12 protein-coding genes and 1 pseudogene are annotated in these 20,582 nt (G+C 59.2%); 5 read left to right on the top strand and 8 right to left on the bottom strand.

What is annotated here, in order from left to right:
* Nucleotides 1–63: 63 nt before the first annotated feature.
* A complete protein-coding gene (locus tag AOC04_RS05675; RefSeq protein WP_060691542.1) occupies nucleotides 64–474 on the top strand; it encodes a PA0061/PA0062 family lipoprotein in 411 nt (136 codons plus the stop codon).
* 85 nt (nucleotides 475–559) lie between these two features.
* Here the strand turns inward: AOC04_RS05675 and mapR are convergent, their stop codons facing one another.
* From mapR to AOC04_RS23920, 4 genes are all read right to left on the bottom strand, one after another.
* Nucleotides 560–1,969, bottom strand: coding sequence for a GntR family transcriptional regulator MpaR (gene mapR / locus AOC04_RS05680; protein WP_060691543.1), 1,410 nt, complete (start codon nucleotides 1,967–1,969; stop codon nucleotides 560–562).
* Between the two features lie 118 nt (nucleotides 1,970–2,087).
* Entirely contained in the window at nucleotides 2,088–3,509 is a 1,422-nt protein-coding gene (gene ccoG / locus AOC04_RS05685) for a cytochrome c oxidase accessory protein CcoG (RefSeq protein WP_060691544.1), read from the bottom strand.
* A 266-nt stretch (nucleotides 3,510–3,775) separates the two neighbouring features.
* Nucleotides 3,776–4,012, bottom strand: a complete 237-nt coding sequence (locus AOC04_RS05690; RefSeq protein WP_060691545.1) for a DUF3203 family protein — start codon at nucleotides 4,010–4,012, stop codon at nucleotides 3,776–3,778.
* A 300-nt stretch (nucleotides 4,013–4,312) separates the two neighbouring features.
* A complete protein-coding gene (locus AOC04_RS23920; protein ID WP_167344878.1) occupies nucleotides 4,313–4,471 on the bottom strand; it encodes a hypothetical protein in 159 nt (52 codons plus the stop codon).
* Nucleotides 4,472–4,685: 214 nt separating this feature from the next.
* On the opposite strand from AOC04_RS23920, the gene AOC04_RS05695 reads away from it, so the two are divergent.
* The 3 genes from AOC04_RS05695 to glgB are packed head-to-tail and all read left to right on the top strand — an operon-like array spanning nucleotide 4,686 to nucleotide 12,311.
* Nucleotides 4,686–6,683: an alpha-1,4-glucan--maltose-1-phosphate maltosyltransferase gene (locus AOC04_RS05695; RefSeq protein ID WP_060691546.1), complete on the top strand. Its 1,998-nt coding sequence runs from the start codon at nucleotides 4,686–4,688 to the stop codon at nucleotides 6,681–6,683.
* Nucleotides 6,684–6,738: 55 nt separating this feature from the next.
* Nucleotides 6,739–10,086, top strand: coding sequence for a maltose alpha-D-glucosyltransferase (gene treS / locus AOC04_RS05700; protein ID WP_060691547.1), 3,348 nt, complete (start codon nucleotides 6,739–6,741; stop codon nucleotides 10,084–10,086).
* A complete protein-coding gene (gene glgB / locus AOC04_RS05705; protein WP_060691548.1) occupies nucleotides 10,086–12,311 on the top strand; it encodes a 1,4-alpha-glucan branching protein GlgB in 2,226 nt (741 codons plus the stop codon). The genes treS and glgB overlap by 1 nt, the downstream gene beginning before the upstream one ends.
* A gap of 146 nt (nucleotides 12,312–12,457) precedes the next feature.
* Here the strand turns inward: glgB and AOC04_RS05710 are convergent.
* The 4 genes and pseudogenes from AOC04_RS05710 to AOC04_RS23735 all read right to left on the bottom strand — a co-directional run bounded on the left by AOC04_RS05710 (nucleotide 12,458) and on the right by AOC04_RS23735 (nucleotide 19,704).
* A pseudogene (locus tag AOC04_RS05710) lies at nucleotides 12,458–17,160 on the bottom strand (hemagglutinin repeat-containing protein).
* Between the two features lie 118 nt (nucleotides 17,161–17,278).
* On the bottom strand, nucleotides 17,279–18,994 hold the full coding sequence (locus AOC04_RS05715) for a ShlB/FhaC/HecB family hemolysin secretion/activation protein (protein WP_082363654.1): 1,716 nt from the start codon (nucleotides 18,992–18,994) through the stop codon (nucleotides 17,279–17,281).
* A 12-nt stretch (nucleotides 18,995–19,006) separates the two neighbouring features.
* Nucleotides 19,007–19,333: a hypothetical protein gene (locus AOC04_RS05720; RefSeq protein ID WP_060691549.1), complete on the bottom strand. Its 327-nt coding sequence runs from the start codon at nucleotides 19,331–19,333 to the stop codon at nucleotides 19,007–19,009.
* A gap of 89 nt (nucleotides 19,334–19,422) precedes the next feature.
* Nucleotides 19,423–19,704: a hypothetical protein gene (locus AOC04_RS23735; RefSeq protein WP_125878550.1), complete on the bottom strand. Its 282-nt coding sequence runs from the start codon at nucleotides 19,702–19,704 to the stop codon at nucleotides 19,423–19,425.
* Nucleotides 19,705–19,838: 134 nt separating this feature from the next.
* Between AOC04_RS23735 and AOC04_RS05725 the strand changes: the two genes are divergently transcribed.
* The gene (locus AOC04_RS05725; protein ID WP_060691550.1) at nucleotides 19,839–20,522 is read left to right on the top strand and encodes a response regulator transcription factor; all 684 of its coding nucleotides are present in this window, start codon (nucleotides 19,839–19,841) and stop codon (nucleotides 20,520–20,522) included.
* The last annotated feature ends 60 nt before the right edge of the window (nucleotides 20,523–20,582 follow it).

A 20,582-nucleotide genomic window follows, 5' to 3' on the forward strand; every position in this document is an offset into this window, starting at 1 on the left:
TGAGGCCTGTTCGACGGGTCAGCCTGTCGTATCTTTTTGAACTCTGTGCGAGGCGTACTTGCGATGACTCTTAAACCGCTTTTGCTGATTCCGTCCCTGAGCCTGGTGTTGTTGCTGTCAGCCTGTGCCGGACCGATGCCCAAACAAGACCCGGGCCAAGCCTGGATCGGTCTTAAGGAAGAGGGCAGCAGTGACCTGATGGCCGAGCGGGTAGACGGCAAGAACATCAATGATGGTCGTTACTTTGAAGTGACCCCCGGTGCTCACCGGCTGGACGTGACCTTGTTTGAGGGTGCCACCGGTGATGAAAACCAGGTCGATTGCCAGGGCAAGGTCAATTACAAGCAATTCAAGGCCGGAGAGCGCTACGAGCTGATCGAGTCGAGCCTGGGGCCGGAAATCAGCGCGACGCTGGTGGACTCCCACGGCAAGGAAGTGGCCCACACCGCGGACTTCAACTGCATGCCGGGTTGAGATCCCCCGGAACCACTGCCTCTGTAGGAGCGAGCTTGCTCGCGAGCTGTTGCGAGTTGCGCCGAGACGCTCGCTCCTGCAGGTGTTAGAACGAGCGGACGATCTTGCCCAGGGTTTCCATGGCCTTTTCACTGGCTTCGTCCCACGGGCTGCCGTAGTTCAGGCGGATGCAGTTGCGAAAACGCTGGGTGGCCGAGAAGATCGGGCCCGGGGCAATGCTGATGCCTTGGGCCAGGGCCATCTGGAATAACTTGAGTGAGTCCATTTGCTCGGGCAGTTCCAGCCACAAAAAATACCCGCCCGACGGCTGGCTGACTCGGGTTTGGGCCGGGAAGTAGCGGGCTATCGCCGCCAGCATCGCACTCTGTTGTTCTTCCAGGGCATAGCGCAGTTTGCGCAGGTGGCGATCGTAGCCGCCGTGCTGCAGGTAGTCGGCAATCGCCGCCTGGGCCGGCATCGAGGCGCACAGCGAGGTCATCAGTTTGAGACGCTCGATTTTCTGCGCGTAGCGACCCGCCGCCACCCAGCCAATGCGATAGCCCGGGGCCAGGCTTTTGGCAAACGAGCCGCAATGCATCACCAGCCCTTCGCTATCAAAGGCTTTCGCCGGTTTTGGCGCATGCTGGCCGTAATACAGCTCGGCGTAGACATCGTCTTCAATCATTGGCACCTGGTGGCTGCGCAACAGTTCGACCAGCGCCTGTTTTTTGGCCTCGGGCATGGTCGCGCCAATCGGGTTCTGAAAGCTGGTCATGCACCACACCGCCTTGATCGGATGGCGCTCCAGGGTTTGTGCCAGCACCCCCAGGTCGATGCCGTCTCGCGGGTGGACCGGGATTTCCACGGCTTTGAGTTTGAGCCGCTCCAGTACTTGCAGGCAGGCATAGAACGCCGGGGCCTCGATGGCCACCAGGTCGCCGGGCTCGGTGACGGCTTGCAGGCACAGGTTCAAGGCTTCCAGGGCGCCATTGGTGATCAGCAGTTCTTCCATGGGCAGCATCAGCCCGCCGACCATGTACCTCAGGGCAATTTGCCGACGCAGCTGCGGGTTGCCCGGCGACATGTCGGTGACCACCATGCGCGGGTCCATTTCGCGGCTGGCGGTGGCCATGGAACGGGCCAGTCGTTGCAGCGGGAATAAGGTCGGGCTGGGGAACGCCGAACCGAAGGGCACGGTGTGCGGGTCTTTCATCGAGTCCAGTACCGAGAACACCAGGGCGCTGACATCCACTTCGGTGGATTCGGTCACATGGCTACTGAACACCGGCTCGCAAAACGGACTCGGCGCATGCACGTTGACGAAGTAGCCGGAGCGCGGCTTGGCGCGGATCAGGCCGCGGCGTTCGAGCAGGTAATAGGCCTGAAACACGGTGGAGGGGCTAACCCCGTAGGTCTGGCTGGCATAACGTACCGAAGGCACGCGCTGGCCGGGGCCGAGCACTCCGCTGCGAATCAGTTCAGCAATATCGTCGGCGAATTTTTCGTAGCGTTTCATTAATAAGGCCCGGCTATTGCTGTAGGAGCGGGCTCGCTCGCGATGGCTCACTCCGGTCAGTCTGATTGACCGGGGTGATGCTATCGCGAGCACGCCCGCGGCCACAGGGATTTATCGTTTATCGATTCAATGGCGCTACAAAACGGCTCTTGGCCACACTGCGCACGCTCGGTTGATCTGTGTCGGTGACCACAAACCCGATGGTTTGCGAACTGCTTTTCGGGCGCTCGGCCAATAGCGCGACCGATACCGGCACATCGACGATTTCGCCGGGGGCCAGGGTCAGCTCGGTCTTGCCCTGCAAGCGGAAATCTTCGTTGTCTTGCAAGGACACCCGGTAATGCTGCGGCGCCTGGGTCTTGTTGATGATTTTAAGGCTGTAGATGTTCTCTATCTGGCCCTGACTGTTTTCGCGAAACAGGCCCCGGTCCTTGATCACATCCAGTGACACCATCGAGCGCTGGTCAAGCGCGACCACCAGAGCCCCGATCATCAGCACCAGCACCACTGCGTAGCCGATCAGTCGCGGGCGCAGCAGGTGAGTTGTGCCGCCCTGCAACTCGTGTTCGGAGGTGTAGCGCACCAGCCCGCGGGCATAGCCCATTTTGTCCATTACCGTATCGCAGGCGTCGATACAGGCGGCGCAGCCGATGCACTCCATCTGCAGGCCATCGCGGATGTCGATGCCGGTGGGGCAGACCTGCACGCACATCTGGCAGTCGATGCAATCCCCCAGGCCAGCCTGGGCCGGGTCGACTCCGCGTTTGCGCGGGCCGCGGTTTTCGCCACGGGCCACGTCATACGAGATGGCAAGGGTGTCTTTGTCGAACATCACGCTCTGGAATCGCGCATAGGGACACATGTGCATGCACACCGCCTCGCGCAGCCAGCCGGCGTTGATATAGGTGGCGCCGGTGAAAAACAGCACCCAGAACAGACTGACGCCTGCCATTTCCAGGGTCAGCAATTCTGTGGCCAGCGGCCGGATCGGGGTGAAGTAACCGACAAAGGTCAGCGCTGTCATTACGCTGATTGCCATCCACAGCGCGTGCTTGGCGGTGCGGCGCACGATCTTGTTCAGGCGCCAGGGCGCGGCTTGCAGTTTTATGCGCTGGTTCCTGTCACCTTCGGTGATCTTCTCGCACCACATAAACAGCCAGGTCCAGGTGCTTTGCGGGCAGGTGTAGCCACACCACACCCGGCCCGCAAAGACCGTGATCGCAAACAGGCCGAAGGCGGCAATGATCAGCAGCGCCGACAACAGGATGAAATCCTGCGGCCAGAAGGTCGCCCCGAAAATGTGGAACTTGCTTTCAGACAAGTCCCACAGGACCGCCTGACGACCGTCCCAATTGAGCCAGACCGTGCCAAAGAACAGCAAAAACAGAACGCCTGCGCCGACGATGCGCAGGGTCCGGAACAGGCCGGTAAAGCTGCGGGTGTGGATTATGTTGTCACTGGAGCGGCTTTTGTTTTTTGCGGCTCTGGGTCGCGAAGCCTCGAATGTTTCAAGTATCTGGACGGGAATTTGTTCGCTCATGGTCTTTCGCTCATCAGCCTCCATCAGGCCTGAGCACTATCCCCTGCGAACTGTTTGCATAACAGACTCAGTCATTTGATTAAAAACCGGATCAGATGCGTTTCAGGAGCCGCCTGCGACAACTTGCTGCACCCGGGTCGCGGCCATGTGCAGCAAGCCCTTGATGCCTTTAACCCAGGTCCGGGCGGTGAGTGCTGACTGAGGTCAATTAAATCACCGAATCACCGAAGTTGAGCCCAGGCTTGCGGCTCATCAGTCCAAGCCCTTCAGATAATTGACTCACTCCCCCCCGCTCGCAGCAACTCGCGGCTGTCCTTGGCGCCCGCCGCGACCAGGGCTTCGGCCTCGTCTGAGGTGATGGCGATGCGCAGGCCATTCATCAGCGCCATGCACATTCTCGAGGCGTGGTCTGTAATGACTTCTACCCGCTCGGCCGGGGAGTGCTCCGCGCCTTCGGGTGATTCATACCAGCAGCTTTTGTCGGCATCGATTGTGATAGTCATGAACGTGGTCCTTTTATGGGGGGTTAAACGTTAGTGCGTGGAAAACCGGCCGGGTTCGATTGAATGGATTGGCGGTCATTGGCTGCGCGCTGCGCGCGGGTAGTCGCTGACGAGGAACGAAGGCTGCGAGCTGTTAAGCAGCAACCGCAACCGCCGTTTAGTCAGTAGCAACCACCCTGACTTCAGCACCGCGTGGTATCAGTCATATCCAGAGCCCGGTTTTACGGCCGCTTCGCGCCCGATCGCAGCCTTCGTTCCTTGTCAGCGACTACGCAGGTTGGACAGCGCTCAAGACTGGCATCAGATTTTCATCGGTGCATCTTCGCAAGGTGGATCACCAATCGGGTTGGGGTCCTTGACCGGCGGATCCTCTTCCGGAACCGGCTCGGTATCACCGGGTGGTAATACGGGATCGTCAATATTGGGATCGGGGGTTTCTGCGGGAATGGGGATATTCATGGACATGGCCTCATTGCTGCATGGGAAGGGTTACAGCCGGTCGACCTCACTGAAGGCCGCTCGGTTCCCCGGCCAATGACCAACGGAGTATCGGTAATTAGTCTGAACTTTTAATTCTTTCCCCCGCTCCCAACCAGGTGCCCGGTGACCGATGCCGGGAATGGCTTTGCTACGACCACACATGAACGTCTGCGGGCGTGAGGAGTGCTGCTCGATGACTGCTGATTTCCCGCAAGACCCTGATTCCACTGCGAATTTGCCGTTGTCGCAGGCGTTGCTGTTGCCGCGTATTGCTATTGAATCCACGTCCCCGGTGCTCGAAAACGGTGAGTTCGCGGTCAAGGCTACTGCGGGGCAGCAGGTCGATGTGCGCAGTAAAGTGTTTGTCGACGGTCACGACCGGCTGGCAGTCGTGTTGCACTGGCGTCGGGCCAGTTCCGGGGACTGGTCGGCAACGCCTATGCAGTTTCTGGGCAATGACAGCTGGAGCGCACAGTTCCCGGTGCCCGAAGTGGGGCGCTATGTGTTTTGCATTGAGGCCTGGATTGATCGCTATGCCAGCTTTTGCCATGAGCTGGAGAAAAAACATCAGGCGGGCATTGCCGTCAGCCTGGAGTTGCAGGAAGGCCGCATCCTGGTGCAGCACGCCATTGAACGCAGCCAGGGCGAACTGCATGAACAGCTGCAGGCATTGCTCGGGCAATTGTCAGGACTGCTGGAGACTGAGCAGGTGGCGCTGTTTATGCACGAACATAGTGCGCAGTTGATGGCCGAGGCACAAAACCACGCTTATTTGAGCCTTAGCCCCGAGTACCCGGTAGAGGTTGAGCGTCAGCTGGCGCAGTTTGCCAGCTGGTACGAGCTGTTCCCGCGTTCGGTCACCGATGACCCGGCTCGCCACGGCACCTTCAATGATGTGCACCAGCGCTTGCCGATGATTCACGACATGGGCTTTGACGTTCTGTACTTCCCGCCGATCCACCCCATTGGCCGCCGTCATCGCAAAGGCCCCAACAATTCATTGCAGGCCGGGCCGGATGATCCGGGCAGCCCTTATGCGATTGGCAGCGAGGAGGGGGGGCATGACGCCATCCACCCGCAGCTGGGCACCCGTGATGACTTCCGGCGCCTGGTCGCTGCTGCCGCGGACCATGGTCTGGAAATCGCTCTGGATTTTGCCATTCAGTGCTCCCAGGACCACCCTTGGCTCAAACAGCATCCCGGCTGGTTCAACTGGCGCCCCGATGGCACCATTCGTTACGCCGAAAACCCGCCGAAAAAGTATCAGGACATCGTCAATGTCGATTTTTATGCCCCGGATGCGATTCCCGGTCTGTGGCTGGAGTTGCGTGACATCGTGCTGGGTTGGGTCGATGAGGGGGTCAAGATCTTCCGCGTCGACAACCCGCACACCAAACCCCTGCCGTTCTGGCAGTGGTTGATCGCAGAGGTGCGCGCCCTGCATCCGCAGGTGATGTTCCTCGCCGAGGCATTCACCACCCCGGCCATGATGGCGCGCCTGGGCAAGGTCGGTTACACCCAGAGCTATACCTATTTCACGTGGCGCAACACCAAAGCCGAGCTGGCAGCGTATTTCACAGAGCTGAATGAAAGCCCGTTGCGTGAGTGCTTTCGCCCTAACTTCTTCGTCAATACCCCGGATATCAACCCCGGCTTCTTGCATGACTCGGGGCGCCCCGGCTTTTTGATCAGGGCGGCGCTGGCAACCATGGGCTCGGGCTTGTGGGGCATGTACAGCGGCTTTGAACTTTGTGAGTCGGCGGCGGTGGCGGGGAAAGAGGAGTACCTGGATTCGGAGAAGTACCAGATTCGCCCCCGTGATTTCAGCGCGCCGGGCAATATCGTGGCCGAGATTGCCCAGCTCAATCGCATCCGGCGTCAGAACCCGGCCCTGCATAGCCACCTGGGCTTCACGCTGTACAACGCCTGGAATGACAACATCCTGTATTTCGGCAAACGCAGCGCCGACGGCAGCAATTTTGTACTGGTGGCGATCAGTCTCGACCCGCATAACGCCCAAGAGGCTCATTTCGAGCTGCCCTTGTGGGAAATGGGCCTGGCTGATGATGCCTGGACCTCGGGGGAAGACCTGATGAACGGCCACCGCTGGACCTGGTATGGCAAAACCCAATGGATGCGCATCGAGCCCTGGCAACAGCCGTTCGGCATCTGGCGCATCAAACCCCTTTAAGCACCTATTGCCAGGGGGCTTTGTCGGCTCCGGGCAACCAGCAGGTATTTTCCTTATGGCAAAGAAACCCGCTTCGGCCAGCTTTATCAAAGACCCGCTCTGGTACAAGGACGCGGTGATCTATCAAGTGCACATCAAATCGTTTTTCGACTCCAATAACGATGGAATCGGCGACTTTCCCGGCCTGATCAGCAAGCTGGATTACATCGCGGAGCTTGGGGTCAATACCCTGTGGCTATTGCCGTTTTATCCCTCGCCCCGTCGTGATGATGGCTATGACATCGCCGATTATCGTGGCGTGCATCCGGACTACGGCACCCTGGCCGACGTCAAACGGTTTATCGCCGAGGCCCACAAGCGCGGTCTGCGGGTCATCACTGAACTGGTGATCAACCACACTTCGGATCAACACCCGTGGTTCCAAAAGGCCCGCCGCGCCAAGCCCGGCTCCAAGGCGCGGGATTACTACGTGTGGTCGGATACCGATGAAAAGTATGACGGCACCCGGATCATTTTTCTCGACACCGAAACCTCGAACTGGACCTGGGACCCGGTCGCCGGGCAGTACTTCTGGCACCGCTTTTATTCCCACCAGCCGGACCTGAATTTCGATAACCCGCAGGTGATGAAAGAAGTGCTGGCCGTGATGCGCTACTGGCTGGACATGGGCATTGACGGCCTGCGCCTGGATGCCATCCCGTATTTGATCGAGCGCGACGGCACCAACAACGAGAACCTTCCCGAAACCCATCAGATCCTCAAGCAGATCCGCGCTGAAATCGATGCCCATTACCCCGACCGCATGCTGCTGGCAGAGGCCAATCAATGGCCGGAAGACACCCAGCAGTATTTTGGCGACAGTGATGGCATCAATGGCGACGAATGCCATATGGCCTTTCACTTTCCGCTGATGCCGCGCATGTACATGGCGCTGGCCCAGGAAGACCGCTTTCCGATCACCGACATTCTGCGCCAGACCCCGGAAATCCCGGCCAATTGCCAATGGGCGATTTTCCTGCGCAACCATGATGAGCTGACCCTGGAAATGGTCACTGACAAGGAGCGCGATTACCTGTGGAACTACTATGCCGCCGATAAGCGGGCGCGGATCAACCTGGGGATTCGTCGGCGCCTGGCGCCGTTGATGGAGCGTGACCGCCGGCGAATCGAGCTGCTCAACAGCCTGTTGCTGTCGATGCCCGGTACCCCGACCCTGTATTACGGCGATGAAATCGGCATGGGGGACAATATTTACCTCGGCGACCGGGACGGGGTGCGCACGCCGATGCAGTGGTCGATTGACCGTAATGGCGGGTTTTCGCGGGCCAACCCGGCGAGCCTGGTATTGCCGCCGATCATGGACCCGCTGTATGGCTATCAGTCGGTGAACGTTGAAGCGCAAGCCGGCGATCCGCACTCATTGCTCAATTGGACCCGGCGTCTGCTCGCGGTGCGTCAGCAGCAAAAAGCCTTTGGCCGCGGCAGCCTGAAAATGCTGTCGCCGAGCAATCGGCGGATTCTGGCGTACATCCGCGAATACACCGATGGCGACGGCAGGAATGAAACCATCCTGTGTGTGGCGAACGTGTCACGCAGTGCCCAGGCGGCAGAGCTGGAACTGTCGGAGTTTGCCGGGCGGGTACCGGTCGAGATGCTGGGCGGCAACGCCTTTCCGCCCATTGGCCAGCTGGATTTCATGCTGACCCTGGCGCCGTACGGTTTTTACTGGTTTTTGCTGGCCAGCGAGAATCAGATGCCGAGCTGGCACGCAGAACCGGCGCAAAGCCTGCCTGAACTGCTGACCCTGGTGCTCAAGCAACGCCTTGAAGAGTTACTCGATGCCCCGGCACGCACCACTCTGGAAAACGTGATCTTGCCCGCCTGGTTGCCCAAGCGGCGCTGGTTCGGGCAAAAGGATGCACCGATCGAGCAGATCAGCATCCTCCACGGCACGCGTTTCGGTGATGCCCGAGACCCCATGTTGCTGACCGAGGTGCAAGTCACCAGCGGTGGCGAACAGCACAGTTATCAAGTGCCCCTTGGGGTATTGGGCGAGGATCAGGCCGGCAGCGCACTGGCTCAGCAGTCGGTGCTGTCGCGACTGCGGCGTGGCCCTCAGGTCGGTTTCATGACCGATGCTTTCGGTCTTGAAGCCTTTGTGCGTGCCGTACTGGCGGGCATGCAAAACGGCCAGACAATCAGCAGCAGCGCGGGGGATATCAGCTTCACGGCGACCCCTCAGCTGGCGGCCCTGGGGCTGGACGAACAGAGTGAGGTGCGTTACCTCACGGCCGAGCAATCCAACAGCTCGGTGGTGATCGGCGGCGCCATGGTGCTCAAACTGATCCGCAAAATCAGCAGTGGTCAGCATCCGGAGCTGGAACTGGGCGCCTATCTGACCGAAGCCGGATTTCAGCATATTTCTCCGTTGCTCGGCGCGGTGGTGCGCCATGAAACCGGGGGTGAAGAGACCTTGCTGATGATTGCCCAGGGCTATCTGAGCAATCAGGGCGATGCCTGGACCTGGACCCAAAACAACCTGGAGCGGGCCATTCGTGACGAAATGGCCGACGCCATGTCCGAGCACGAACAGCATTACAACGCCCTGGGTGAGCTGGCAGATTTCGCCGGTCTGCTCGGCCAGCGTCTGGGCGAGATGCATGTGGTGCTGGCGCAAGCGAGCAACAACCCGGACTTTGCCCCTCAGACCACATCCGAGGCGGACACCCGGCAGTGGGCAAGTCATATCAATGGGCAACTCAAGCACGCCTTGACACTGCTCAAGCAGCATCTGCCGGCGCTTGCTGAGCGCGAACAGAAACAGGTCAAGAATCTGATCGCCCAACACAGTGCGATTAGCGCCCATGTGCAGCAACTGGCCAAAAAAACCCTGGGAGGATTGAAGATCAGGGTGCATGGTGACTTGCATCTGGGGCAGGTGCTGGTGGTCAAGGGCGATGCTTACTTCATCGACTTTGAAGGTGAGCCGGCGCGCTCGCTGTCAGCCCGGCGCAGCAAGCACAGCCCCTATAAAGACTTGAGCGGTGTGTTGCGCTCTTTCGATTACGCCGCGGCCATGGCGGTCAGCAACGTGCAACAGTCGGACCATTCGGATCAGGCCGCCGATGCCCGGCAACGGGTGGTTGAACGCTATATACAAGAGGCTCGCAGGGCGTTGGTCGATGCATATCGGCTGGCAACAGCTAGCCTTGAACATAACTGGAAAACGGCCACAGGCGAGGATGCTGCGCTGGCGTTGTTCAGTCTGGAAAAGGCGGCTTATGAAGTTATCTATGAAGCAGCAAATCGGCCTGCCTGGTTGCGTGTTCCCTTGCAGGGCTTAAGCGATTTGCTCACCCACTTGCCAAGCACGGCCAAGCCTTTACCGGATGGAGAGAAGTGATGAGTTCAAGCAAGGTTCCAGGCCCGGAGAAAACTGCTCTGTTGCCCCCGCGTGAAGATATCGAGGCGCTGATTAATGCCCGGCACCGGGACCCGTTTGCGGTGCTGGGCCCGCATCCGGATGGAGCAGGCGGGCAGGTGATACGGGCGTTTTTGCCCGGCGCCCTGAGCGTCAAGGTAGTGGCCCGCGACTCGGATGACGTCATCGGCACTCTGGACAGCACCGAAGTCCCGGGCCTGTTTGCGGCCCGTTTTGCCGATGCCTGCGGCTATCGGTTGCGCATCAACTGGGCCGGCGGCGAGCAGACCAGCGAAGATCCTTACAGTTTTGGTCCTTTGCTGGGGGAAATGGACCTGTATCTGTTTGCAGAGGGTAATCATCGCGACTTGAGCAGCTGTTTCGGTGCCCAGCTCATGAGCGTCGATGGCGTACCCGGCGTGCGTTTTGCGGTGTGGGCCCCCAATGCCCGGCGGGTTTCGGTGGTAGGAGATTTCAATGTCTGGGATGGCCGCAGGCACCCCATGCGTCTGCGCCATCCAAGCGGGGTCTGGGAGTTGTTTATCCCGCGTCTTGAGGCAGGTGAAGCCTACAAGTACGAAATACTCGGGGCCAATGGCATCTTGCCGCTCAAGGCCGATCCGGTGGCGCTGGCAACCCAGTTGCCGCCCGATACGGCTTCCAGAGTGGCCTCGCCGCTGCAGGTGGAGTGGCAGGACTCGGCCTGGATGCAGGGCCGCTCAGAACATCACAAGCCCGATGCGCCGTTGTCGATCTACGAATTGCATGCCGGTTCATGGCAGTGCGAAGTGGACGATGCAGGGGAGGTCGCTCGCCAGTACAACTGGCACGAACTGGCAGTACGCTTGATTCCTTACGTGCAGCAACTGGGTTTTACCCATATCGAACTGATGCCGATCATGGAGCACCCGTTTGGCGGCTCGTGGGGTTATCAACCGTTATCCCAGTTTGCGCCGAGCGCGCGCTACGGTTCGCCGGATGATTTCGCAGCCTTCGTCAATGCCTGCCATGTGGCCGGGATCGGGGTGATTCTGGACTGGGTGCCCGCGCATTTTCCGAACGATGCCCACGGCCTGGCGCAATTTGACGGCACGGCGCTGTATGAATATGCCAACCCGCTGGAAGGTTATCACCAGGACTGGAACACGCTGATTTACAACCTGGGCCGCACTGAAGTACACGGCTTCATGCTGGCCTCGGCGTTGCACTGGCTCAAGCATTTTCATATCGACGGCCTGCGGGTGGATGCGGTGGCCTCGATGTTGTACCGCGATTACTCGCGCAAAGCGGGCGAGTGGGTGCCCAACATTCATGGGGGCCGTGAAAACCTTGAAGCCATTGAGTTCTTGCGCCATCTCAATGATGTGGTGGCCCTGGAAGCTCCCGGCGCGCTGATGATTGCCGAAGAGTCAACGGCGTGGCCCGGTGTCAGCCAGAGTACCGGGCAGGGCGGTCTGGGGTTTTCCTACAAGTGGAACATGGGCTGGATGCATGATTCGTTGCATTACATCCAGCAAGACCCGTTGTACCGCGCCCATCATCACAACGAGTTGAGCTTTGGTCTGGTGTACGCCTGGAGCGAGCGTTTTATCTTGCCGATTTCCCACGATGAAGTGGTGCACGGCAAACATTCGCTGATCGACAAGATGCCGGGTGATCGCTGGCAAAAGTTCGCCAACCTGCGGGCCTATCTGAGTTTTATGTGGGCGCATCCGGGCAAGAAGTTGTTGTTCATGGGCTGTGAATTCGGGCAATGGCGTGAGTGGAATCACGATCAGCAACTGGACTGGTACCTGTTGCAATACCCGGAGCACCAGGGGGTACAGAAGCTGGTGGGCGATTTGAACCGCCTGTACCGCGAAGAACCGGCGCTGCATGATCAAGATGATGTGGCGCAAGGCTTTCAATGGTTGATCGGGGACGATGCGAGCAACAGTGTCTATGCCTGGTTGCGCTGGAGCAAGGCGGGTAAACCACTGTTGGTGGTAGCGAACTTTACCCCTGTGCCCCATCCCGGTTATCGCATCGGGGTGCCGTTTGCCGGCAACTGGCAAGAAGTACTCAACAGTGATGCCGGGACCTATGCGGGTTCCAACTATGGCAATGGTGGTGGGGTCATGACTCAGGATGTGCCAAGTCATGGCCAAGGGGTTTCGGTGGCGTTGAATCTGCCGCCGTTAGGGGTTTTGTTTTTGCAGCCGACGTAAGCCCGACCCTGCAGGAGCGAGCTTGCTCGCGAGCTGTTCCAGGTAAAAAGCTCGCGAGCAAGCTCGCTCCTACAACAATGCGATAAGCATTTTACCCCTGAGCCCCCGCATGGCATTTATGCGGGGGCTCTGTTCACTGGGGCCCTCTAACGTGTCTCGATACCCGCCTGCAATTCCTGGCGGTCACTGTGCCCGCCAACCCGCAACGGGCCCAGGTTGAAGACTTGATCCTTGCGTGTTGCATCGTCCTTTTTGTCGGAAAGTTCGTTTTGGGAGTCCACAATCAGATTGACTGGCGATTTCGAAAGGTTCAGGCCCACATCGGCGCGATAGTCGCTGCCGGCCAGAGCCGTTGCAGTGACGGCTGAACCACCCAGATCAACTTTCCCCCCGGTGGCACTGATGCGTGCCCCCGTCAGCTGAGTACCGCCCTGAACCTGCAAATTGACACCCTCGATGCTGCTGATACCCGAAGCTTGAGAAGCGTTGTCTTTGACGATATGGCTGACATCCAGATTCAGGGTCGGGGTGTAGACGGTGTTACCGCTCTTGTCGCCGAACAATAGGCTTTGTGCAGCATTGGCCACGGCCGGGCCAGGGCTGAGCTTGCCGCCGCCAGCATAGTTGTTGACGGTGTTTTCTATTTTTTCGCGGTTGTTCTCGAATGCACCTTCTGCCTTGGCTTGCACCTTGTCCTTGAGCGGGCCAGTGGCCTCGGCCACTTTGTTGACCGCGCCAGGCTGGTTTTTCTCGGCATCCAGCCTGGTATCGACGGTGACTTGGGTGCTGTTGACCTGATCCTTGCGGCTCTCGACCACCAGGTCCCCGCCAATCTTGCCCTGCACCTTGCCTGCTTCGATCCTTGCCCCGGCCAGCCGGGTATCGCCAGCACTGGTGATCACCACGTTGTCGGCCTTGATCAGGCTGTGGTGCTGAGTGGTGCCTTGCTGGTGATCAACGCTGACCCTGGCCCGGGCATTGATGCCGTGATTGGACGTGTCCTGTTCGCTGGCGCTGGCTAGGGTGGTTTTGCCGCCTGTCCCCCCTGCGCCGAGCGTCAGGCCCCAGCTGTTGTGAGCCTGGGTTGATTGCGCGGACTCTTGCAGGATGCCGCCTTTTCCTGCATCCAGACTGACGCTGCCAGCCGCGACTTGAGTGCCTTGCAGATGTATGGCGTCGCCAGTGCCGGCGCCACTGGCGAGGGTGACCCTGGCGTTGCTGTGCAACTGCCCGACGCTGACGCTGCGGTCATTTTCCGCGACTTTGCCGATATTGACGTTGGCGCTCAGGCTGCCGGTCTTGCTGCTGCTTTCGGCGCTGCCGGCCTTGGTGGCACCGGCGCTCACGCCGCCGCCCAGGTTGTTGCCATCGCTGATGTGGCTCCCGGTCGCGGCTTGCAGGTCCAGCTTGCCACCGGCGTTGAGGCTGATATCGCCGGTTTTTTCGCTGCTGCTGCCAATCCGCGTGCCTTGCAGGGTCAGGTCGGCGCCGCTGGCGAGCCGGACAGTGCCCTTACCCTCAATGGTCGCAACGCGGGCCTGACTGTCCTCGGTAGCCAGCCGTTTGTGGTCCAGCTGCGCGCTGGCACCGAGGTTGGCGCCAGTGCCGTTGGTGCCCGGTGTTGTGCCCAGGGTCAATGACGCGTTGCCGCGCAGGGATGTGTCGGTTTTACTCCGGGTATCGTTGCTCTGATTGAGCGCCAGCTTGCCGCCTGCCTTGAGGTCGACCCCGGCCTGGTTGCCCTGGAACTGGCTACCCTGGTGGCTGGCATCACCCTTGACCTCGATGGTGACGCCCTGTGCACCGTTATAGCCGGCAACCACGGCCGTACGTGTCGATTCCCGCACATCGCTGCTGCCGCCTGCGCCGCTGCCACGCAGGTTCAGGTCCTGGCTGGTGTTGGTGTAGACCCGTAGCCCCGCCTTGGCGTCCAGTCCTTGCTCGCTGCGACTGTGGTCATTGGCCGCGGCCGTGGCATTGTGGCTACCGGCATTGATCTTCAAACCGCCATCAGTGGCACGATATTGAGTGCCCTCATCCTTGAGCGTGCCTGCCACATTGACTTGCACCGTGCTGCCCCTCAATTGACTGACCACCGCCGTGTTGTCCGTTTGAGTGCGGTTTTGTCGGGCATGGTTTGCTTCAACATCAACCCCAGATTGGGCTGCTCGAGTGCATCCACCAGCATTGGCTGATGAAACTTGGTCTGGGGGGTGTCCTTGAGAGCTTTTTCGACGGGCCGGGAAATGCCCTTGTATTCGATACTGGCGCCGGCATCGGCGCTCCAGCTGTTCTTCTTGAGGGTGGAGGTTTCGCTGTTATGCGCTGCCTGGTTATCGACCCGGGCGGCGTTGACCTCTAACTGGGCATCGGCTTCGACCCGGGAGCCCTGGGTGGTGAGGGTGCCGGTATTGATGGTCAGGTTGCCGGCCGCCGCCAGGTTGCTGCTTTGCACGGTAGTTTTGTTGCTGGTGTCGTGCGTGCTCTGATGGCTGATCTCTGCACCACTGCCGGCCTTGTCGAGGCCGCCGGTGTAGTAGACGCCGCCTGCGGTCGTGGTCTGTCCGGCTGCAGTACGATGAGTGTCTTGTGTCGCCAGCAGGTTGATGTTTTTGCCATTCAAGGTTGCATCGCCCCGTGTGGCCTTGAGTTCGGAACCCTTGACGTTCAAGTCAGCGCCTGCCGCAACGGTCAGGGTGCCGCCGCTAAGACTGGAGGCTTGCTGTCGCGTAGTGTCGGTGCTGGCGGTGTTCTTCCGGTCTTCATACCGCACCCCAGCACGATACTGACGGCTGCCGTCGGCAGTTTCCCCGGCATGGCCATCAATTTCGCGAGTGTGGTTGCTGTTGGCGTCTTGCGAGGTGTTTTGTGCTGAAGCGATGTTGATATCGCCCTTGGCGTCAACCTTCAGCCCACTTGCGGCAGATACCCGTGAACCGCTGACTTCGATATCTTTGGCGCTTTGTAGTACCAGATTGCTGTCCGAGCGCAGATCGCTGGCGACGATGTTGCTGTCCTTGAGGTTCTTGCGGTTTTCATGGCTGGAGAAACCGAAGAACTTGCTGTCCTTGTTGTAGCGATTATCGTGGGTGGTGTCGCGCACGCCGTCGATCACCAGCGAACCTTTGTCGCTGATAACGCTGGCCTGCGTACCCCCACGGGCCTGGCTGCCACTGATATGCACTTGATCGGCCCTGACGATCAGCTTGCCGCCCGCGTTGACCTTGCTGCCGGTATTCAAGGTCTTGCCCTTGTCTCCGTCGCCCTTGGTGCCAAAGAAACTGCCACCCACGAGGTCGCCGGCATAGGTGTTGTCGCGACTGCTCTCGGTGCGACTGGCGCTGGTAATTTCCACTTGCCGCGCGGTCAGTTGAATATCCCCCGCAGTTTTCAGCTCGGCCCCTTGCAGTTGCAGTGTTTTCTGGCTGCTCAGTTCAAGGTTTTTACCGGCCTTGAGGAGACTGGTGACACTGCTTTGCTCGCTGCTGGACTTGTCCCAATTGGCGTTCCACAAGTGCTTGCGGTGTTTGCCCTTATCATGCCGTTCATGGGTCTGGGTGGCGGCGCTCAGGTGCAAGTCAGCGCCGCTGTCGACGCGCAGGCTATCACCGGCATCAATGCTGCTGGCCTCGATCCGGGTGTTGGCACCGGAAGACAATGCAGCATTTTGCAGGGCGACGATTTTGTTGCCGTGCTCACGCGAGTCTTTGTCGGTGATGGTGGCGTCATGGGTCTCGTAAGTAAAAAGGTGATTGGCCTTGTTCCACTTATCGCGTTTTTCCTCAAGTTTTTGGCTTTGCAGGCTGCTCAGGGTCAGGTTGCGGCTAGCGTCGAGTTTGACGTTGCGCCCCTGGACATCGGTGGCCGCCAGGTTCAAGTCCCCGGCGCTGTGTACGTCGACATCGCCCTGACGGCTCTTCAGGCCGGCACGCGTGGTTTCGTGGCTGTTAGCGTGTACCTGGCCGCTTATATCGAGGCTGCCGGCCGAGCTGATCTTCACGCCGTCGCGGCCCTCTATTTGCACGGCCCCTACGCGCACACCCGCCCCTTCGGCGGTGCTGACAATGTTGATCCTTCCGGCCTGCATTGCACCAAAAAGGCTGGCGTCTATACGTTGGTCCCGGGTGTTGCCGGCAGGCTGTGTGCGCAGCACCCGGGCGCTGGCTGAGTCGACCTGATTACGGCCGGCGATCAGGTTCAATTGATCACGGGCGATCAGACGGCCGTTGCTGTCGATGCGCGGTGCAATCAGGCTGAGCGAGCCGTCGAGGTTTTTCAGGCCTTGTTCTTGCACCGTCAACTGGCCGTCGGCAATGCCGGTGTTCAAGGCTTGCAACTTGCCGTTGTCGAGCTCGGCACGACCTACCACCAGGTTGGCGTTGGGGGTGTTGATGAAGCTGGCGCCATTGACGGAGATGCCGTTCGGATTGGCCAGCACGTAATCTGCTGCCCGGCCAAAAATTTCCTGGGCGCCGTTCAGAGTCGAAGCGTTGCGGCTGACTACTTCGTTGAGGATGACGCTGGCCGCATGGCCCCGCAGTTGCGGGTTGGCCGCCAGATGCCCGGCAAGCTGGGACTGGCCGTCCTGCAAGGCGTTGTTCAATACCACGCCCTGGCGGTCGACGTTGTAGTCGAGAAACTGGTTATGGGACAGACCGCCAGCGTTGGGCGCGACGATATTGAGGATAGGCACGCCGGCCTGATTTTGTAATTGAGGGGTTCCGCCAGGCCCTTCAACGACAGTAAGGCCTGCGGCCAGAACCAGTTGAGGGAGCAGGGGCAGGCTGGCTATGGCCCAGCGTAGTTTGCCCCGTGCAGACAGGTGAAAGAGGTGGGTATGATTTGTCATCAATAGTCTCGCTCTGGGTTGGCTGATCCGCGAAGTACGCTGTTCTTTGCAGCGCTGCTTCGCCGGTCGGGTGCTGCGGTTATTTCAGGCTAATCAGATGTGTGTCTTGTCTGCAGGCTCATATCTGCAAGCTCAGGCGCGTCAGCCAGACTTCAGGTTCCCGGGTAAAACCTGCGGGCGTGTTGAGGTTGCGCTGGTAATCGAAGTCGAGCTGCAGGTTTTTCCAGTGCAGGTTGATTCCGGCACTGGCGCTGCTCAGGCGTTGGCTGCTGGCGCCGTGCTCGCGTTTGATCCAGCCGTTATCAAGCCCCAGGCGCGGGGTGACCCTGAACGGCAGGTCGCTGTTGAGTGGCAGGCGTAAGGTGTTGCGCCACGCCATACCGATGGCGCCGGAGGCGATGTTTTCGCGATAGCCGCGCACCGCAGAGTCATCGGTGCCCAGCAGTTGTTCCAGGGCGGGTAACGTATCCGGGCTGTATTGCATTGATACCTGGCTCTGCCACTGCCACGGTTGCCCCTGAACCTGCCCGTTGCGCCATTGGGTAAGGTTGGCCCGGTACCTTTGAAATTGCGCACGGGGCAGGTTTTTCTGTAACTGATCTGCATCGCGATCGGCGCCGAACCAGGTCAGCCCGCGGGCATAATTGACCTCCAGGTTCCATACCGCCTTGTTGAGCCAGAATAGATTCACCCCGGCCTCGGCCACGGTCAGGGTCGGGCTCTGAATCCCCAGGCGAACCTTTTGCAGATAGCTATCGACGTCTTTGTAGGCCAGTTGCAGGTTGGCGCTCAGTTGATGCCCCTGGTCGCGCCATAGCACCCGGTCGGTACGCAAGCTGACCTGATCGGTACGGCCGCTGTTGTAGAGCGTGGTGTTGCTGAGTTTGAACGCTGAACGATATTCGGCATGGCTGGCAAACAGGCTGTAGGTCCAGTAACCATAGGGGACTGAATAGAAAAGACTGTGGCTGCGGCTGTAGCGCGGGCCGTGGTTGAGGGTATCGCTGAAGCTCAGGTTTAACGAGTCGATGAGCTGCAACGGGTTGTCCAGGCTCAAGCTGATGGTGTTGCGGTCACGCCCGGGTGCGGCACTTCCCAGGTTGTCGACCCCTAGCCCCAGCCCCCAGCGCGGGGCGTTGCTGCGCGAACGCAGAATGATCCGTGAGGCACCAGGCGCACTGCCAGGGGCAATGTCGGCGGTGAGGTCCACCGAACTCAGGCGATTGAGCTGGTCCAGGCCCTGTTCCAGGTCCCGCAAGTTCAGCGGTTCGCCGAGCATCCCTGGAAACGCCCCGCGTAGCGACAGCGCCAGGCTTTGGTCGGCCAGCTCGATGGCTTCGAGGTAGCCTTCTTCAACGTGAATATCCAGCGTGTGTCCCGCGACCGGGGTGCTGATCAGGTAAGGACGACTGGCTATATAGCCTTTATCTCCATACAGACGGGTGATCCCGGCCAGCAGACGGTTGATCCGGTTGACGCTCATGCACGGCGCTACATAGGGCTCGATGAGCGTGTTCAGGCTGGTGTTGTTGAACCGGGTGACACCGGCCACGCGTATACCGCTCAAGGGCCAGCAACGTTCGTCTTCGAGGCTGTCCGCAGGCAGTGCGGGCGTTACGGGTTGTGCCGCGGAAGCGCCTCTTTGAATTTGCCGCCGGCGCTGATCCCGTTGTAATTGCTGCAACTCATGCTGCTGTTGCTGTTGCAGGCGAAGGGCTTCCTGATCGGGCTGCTGCCCAACGGCAGAGGTCATGGGCAACGCGTACAGGCAAAGCATGGAGACGATCAATTTCACGGGGCCACAGGGGCATTCAGTTGAGAGCGGATTGAGCATCCGACACCTCCCTTAAAGCTGAAATTCAGGCGAGGGAGCTACTTCGGGCTGATCCAGATCATCTGATTGCAGTACCGTTTTGTACGGCCTGAACATCGGCGCCTGACTTTCCAGCCCGTCCGGCAAAAAGTATTCTTCGTCGTTATACAGCTGCGGGTTTATTGGTGCGGGCACAGGCGCAGCGTCACTCGAGTCGCACTCTTGTACGCGGGCCCTTAAATGGTCAATTTGAGAGTTGAACTGAATAAAGTACAGGCCCAGAGCCAGACTCATGGCGATAATGAAGTACAGGCAGTGCGTTATAATGCTCGAGTGATTTTTAATGTTTTTTACATACATGGGCTCACCGTTTTTAACTAATGAATATTAGTCGTGAAGTTTTGTTGATCAAATGGTCAGGACTTACTGGCCGCTGCACTATCCTTCGTTCATCGAACCCGATTATCCAAAGCCGGACAGAGTTGGACTACCCAGGTTTTGGCGACCGGGTTGTCAATGAAACTGCCTGTAGTTAGTTCCACGTCTAATTCATGTTCCGGGGCGGTAGCCCACCAGGTGTTGATCATCGAAACATCTTCAATACAGCCTGATTGTTCAGCTGTGCAAACATCTGTACACAACTGCGGCGGGTCAGCGCGAGAAAAAGGGCTGATCATTAGCCCTATAATAATGAAAGCCAGTACCATCCAGTTGCCTGAAGCATTGTTCATCTCGACCTCTCTTTTGGGAGAACGCAGTGAACAGTAAAAGATCAGCGGTTACAGCCGGGTTAACGCTGGCACAAATGCACTTAATGCCCCTTATGCTGGTGTGAACAAACTGCTAAAGGTTTAAGGAAACACGCATGTACATCAACGTACTGTTGGTAGAAGACAATATTGACTTGGCAATTACACTCGTCGAGTACCTGAATATCAGCAACATTATTTGCGACCACGCCCGGGACGGAGTCAGCGGCCTGCAACTGGCGCGCGCACAGCGCTACGATGTCATCTTGCTTGATGTGATGCTGCCCAGGATGCATGGTCAGAAGGTCTGTCGCGCCTTGCGCGAAGATGGCGGACAAACTCCGATCCTCATGCTGACCTCACTGGATGCCTTGCAAGACAAGCTTGACGGCTTCGCGTCAGGTGCCGACGACTATCTGGTCAAGCCCTTCGATCTGCAGGAACTGGTCGCTCGTATTCGCGCATTGAGCCAGCGACGCAGTTGTCAGGCCAGTCTCCTGCAGGTTGCAGACCTGTGCTTGAACACCGCCAGCCGGGAGGTTTCACGCGATAACCAGCCTTTGCATCTTTCACCAACCAGTTGGCAACTTCTGGAATGCCTGATGCGCGCCAGCCCCGCGCCTGTTAGCCGTGAACGCCTGGAATTGGCGATCTGGGGTGATGATCCACCGGACAGCAATAGCTTGAAGGTGCATATGTGCCGCCTGCGGCGCAGTGTCGACAAGGGCTTCAAGGTGCCATTGATTCATACGCTGGCAGGTGTGGGATTCAAACTGGGGGTGATATGCGACAAGGCTTGAGCCTCAAGTACGTGATGGGAGGAGGTATCGGGCTGATGATTGGCGCGATACTGGTGGTCT

It is taken from the genome of Pseudomonas versuta, assembly GCF_001294575.1.
Classification (GTDB): Bacteria; Pseudomonadota; Gammaproteobacteria; order Pseudomonadales; family Pseudomonadaceae; genus Aquipseudomonas; species Aquipseudomonas versuta.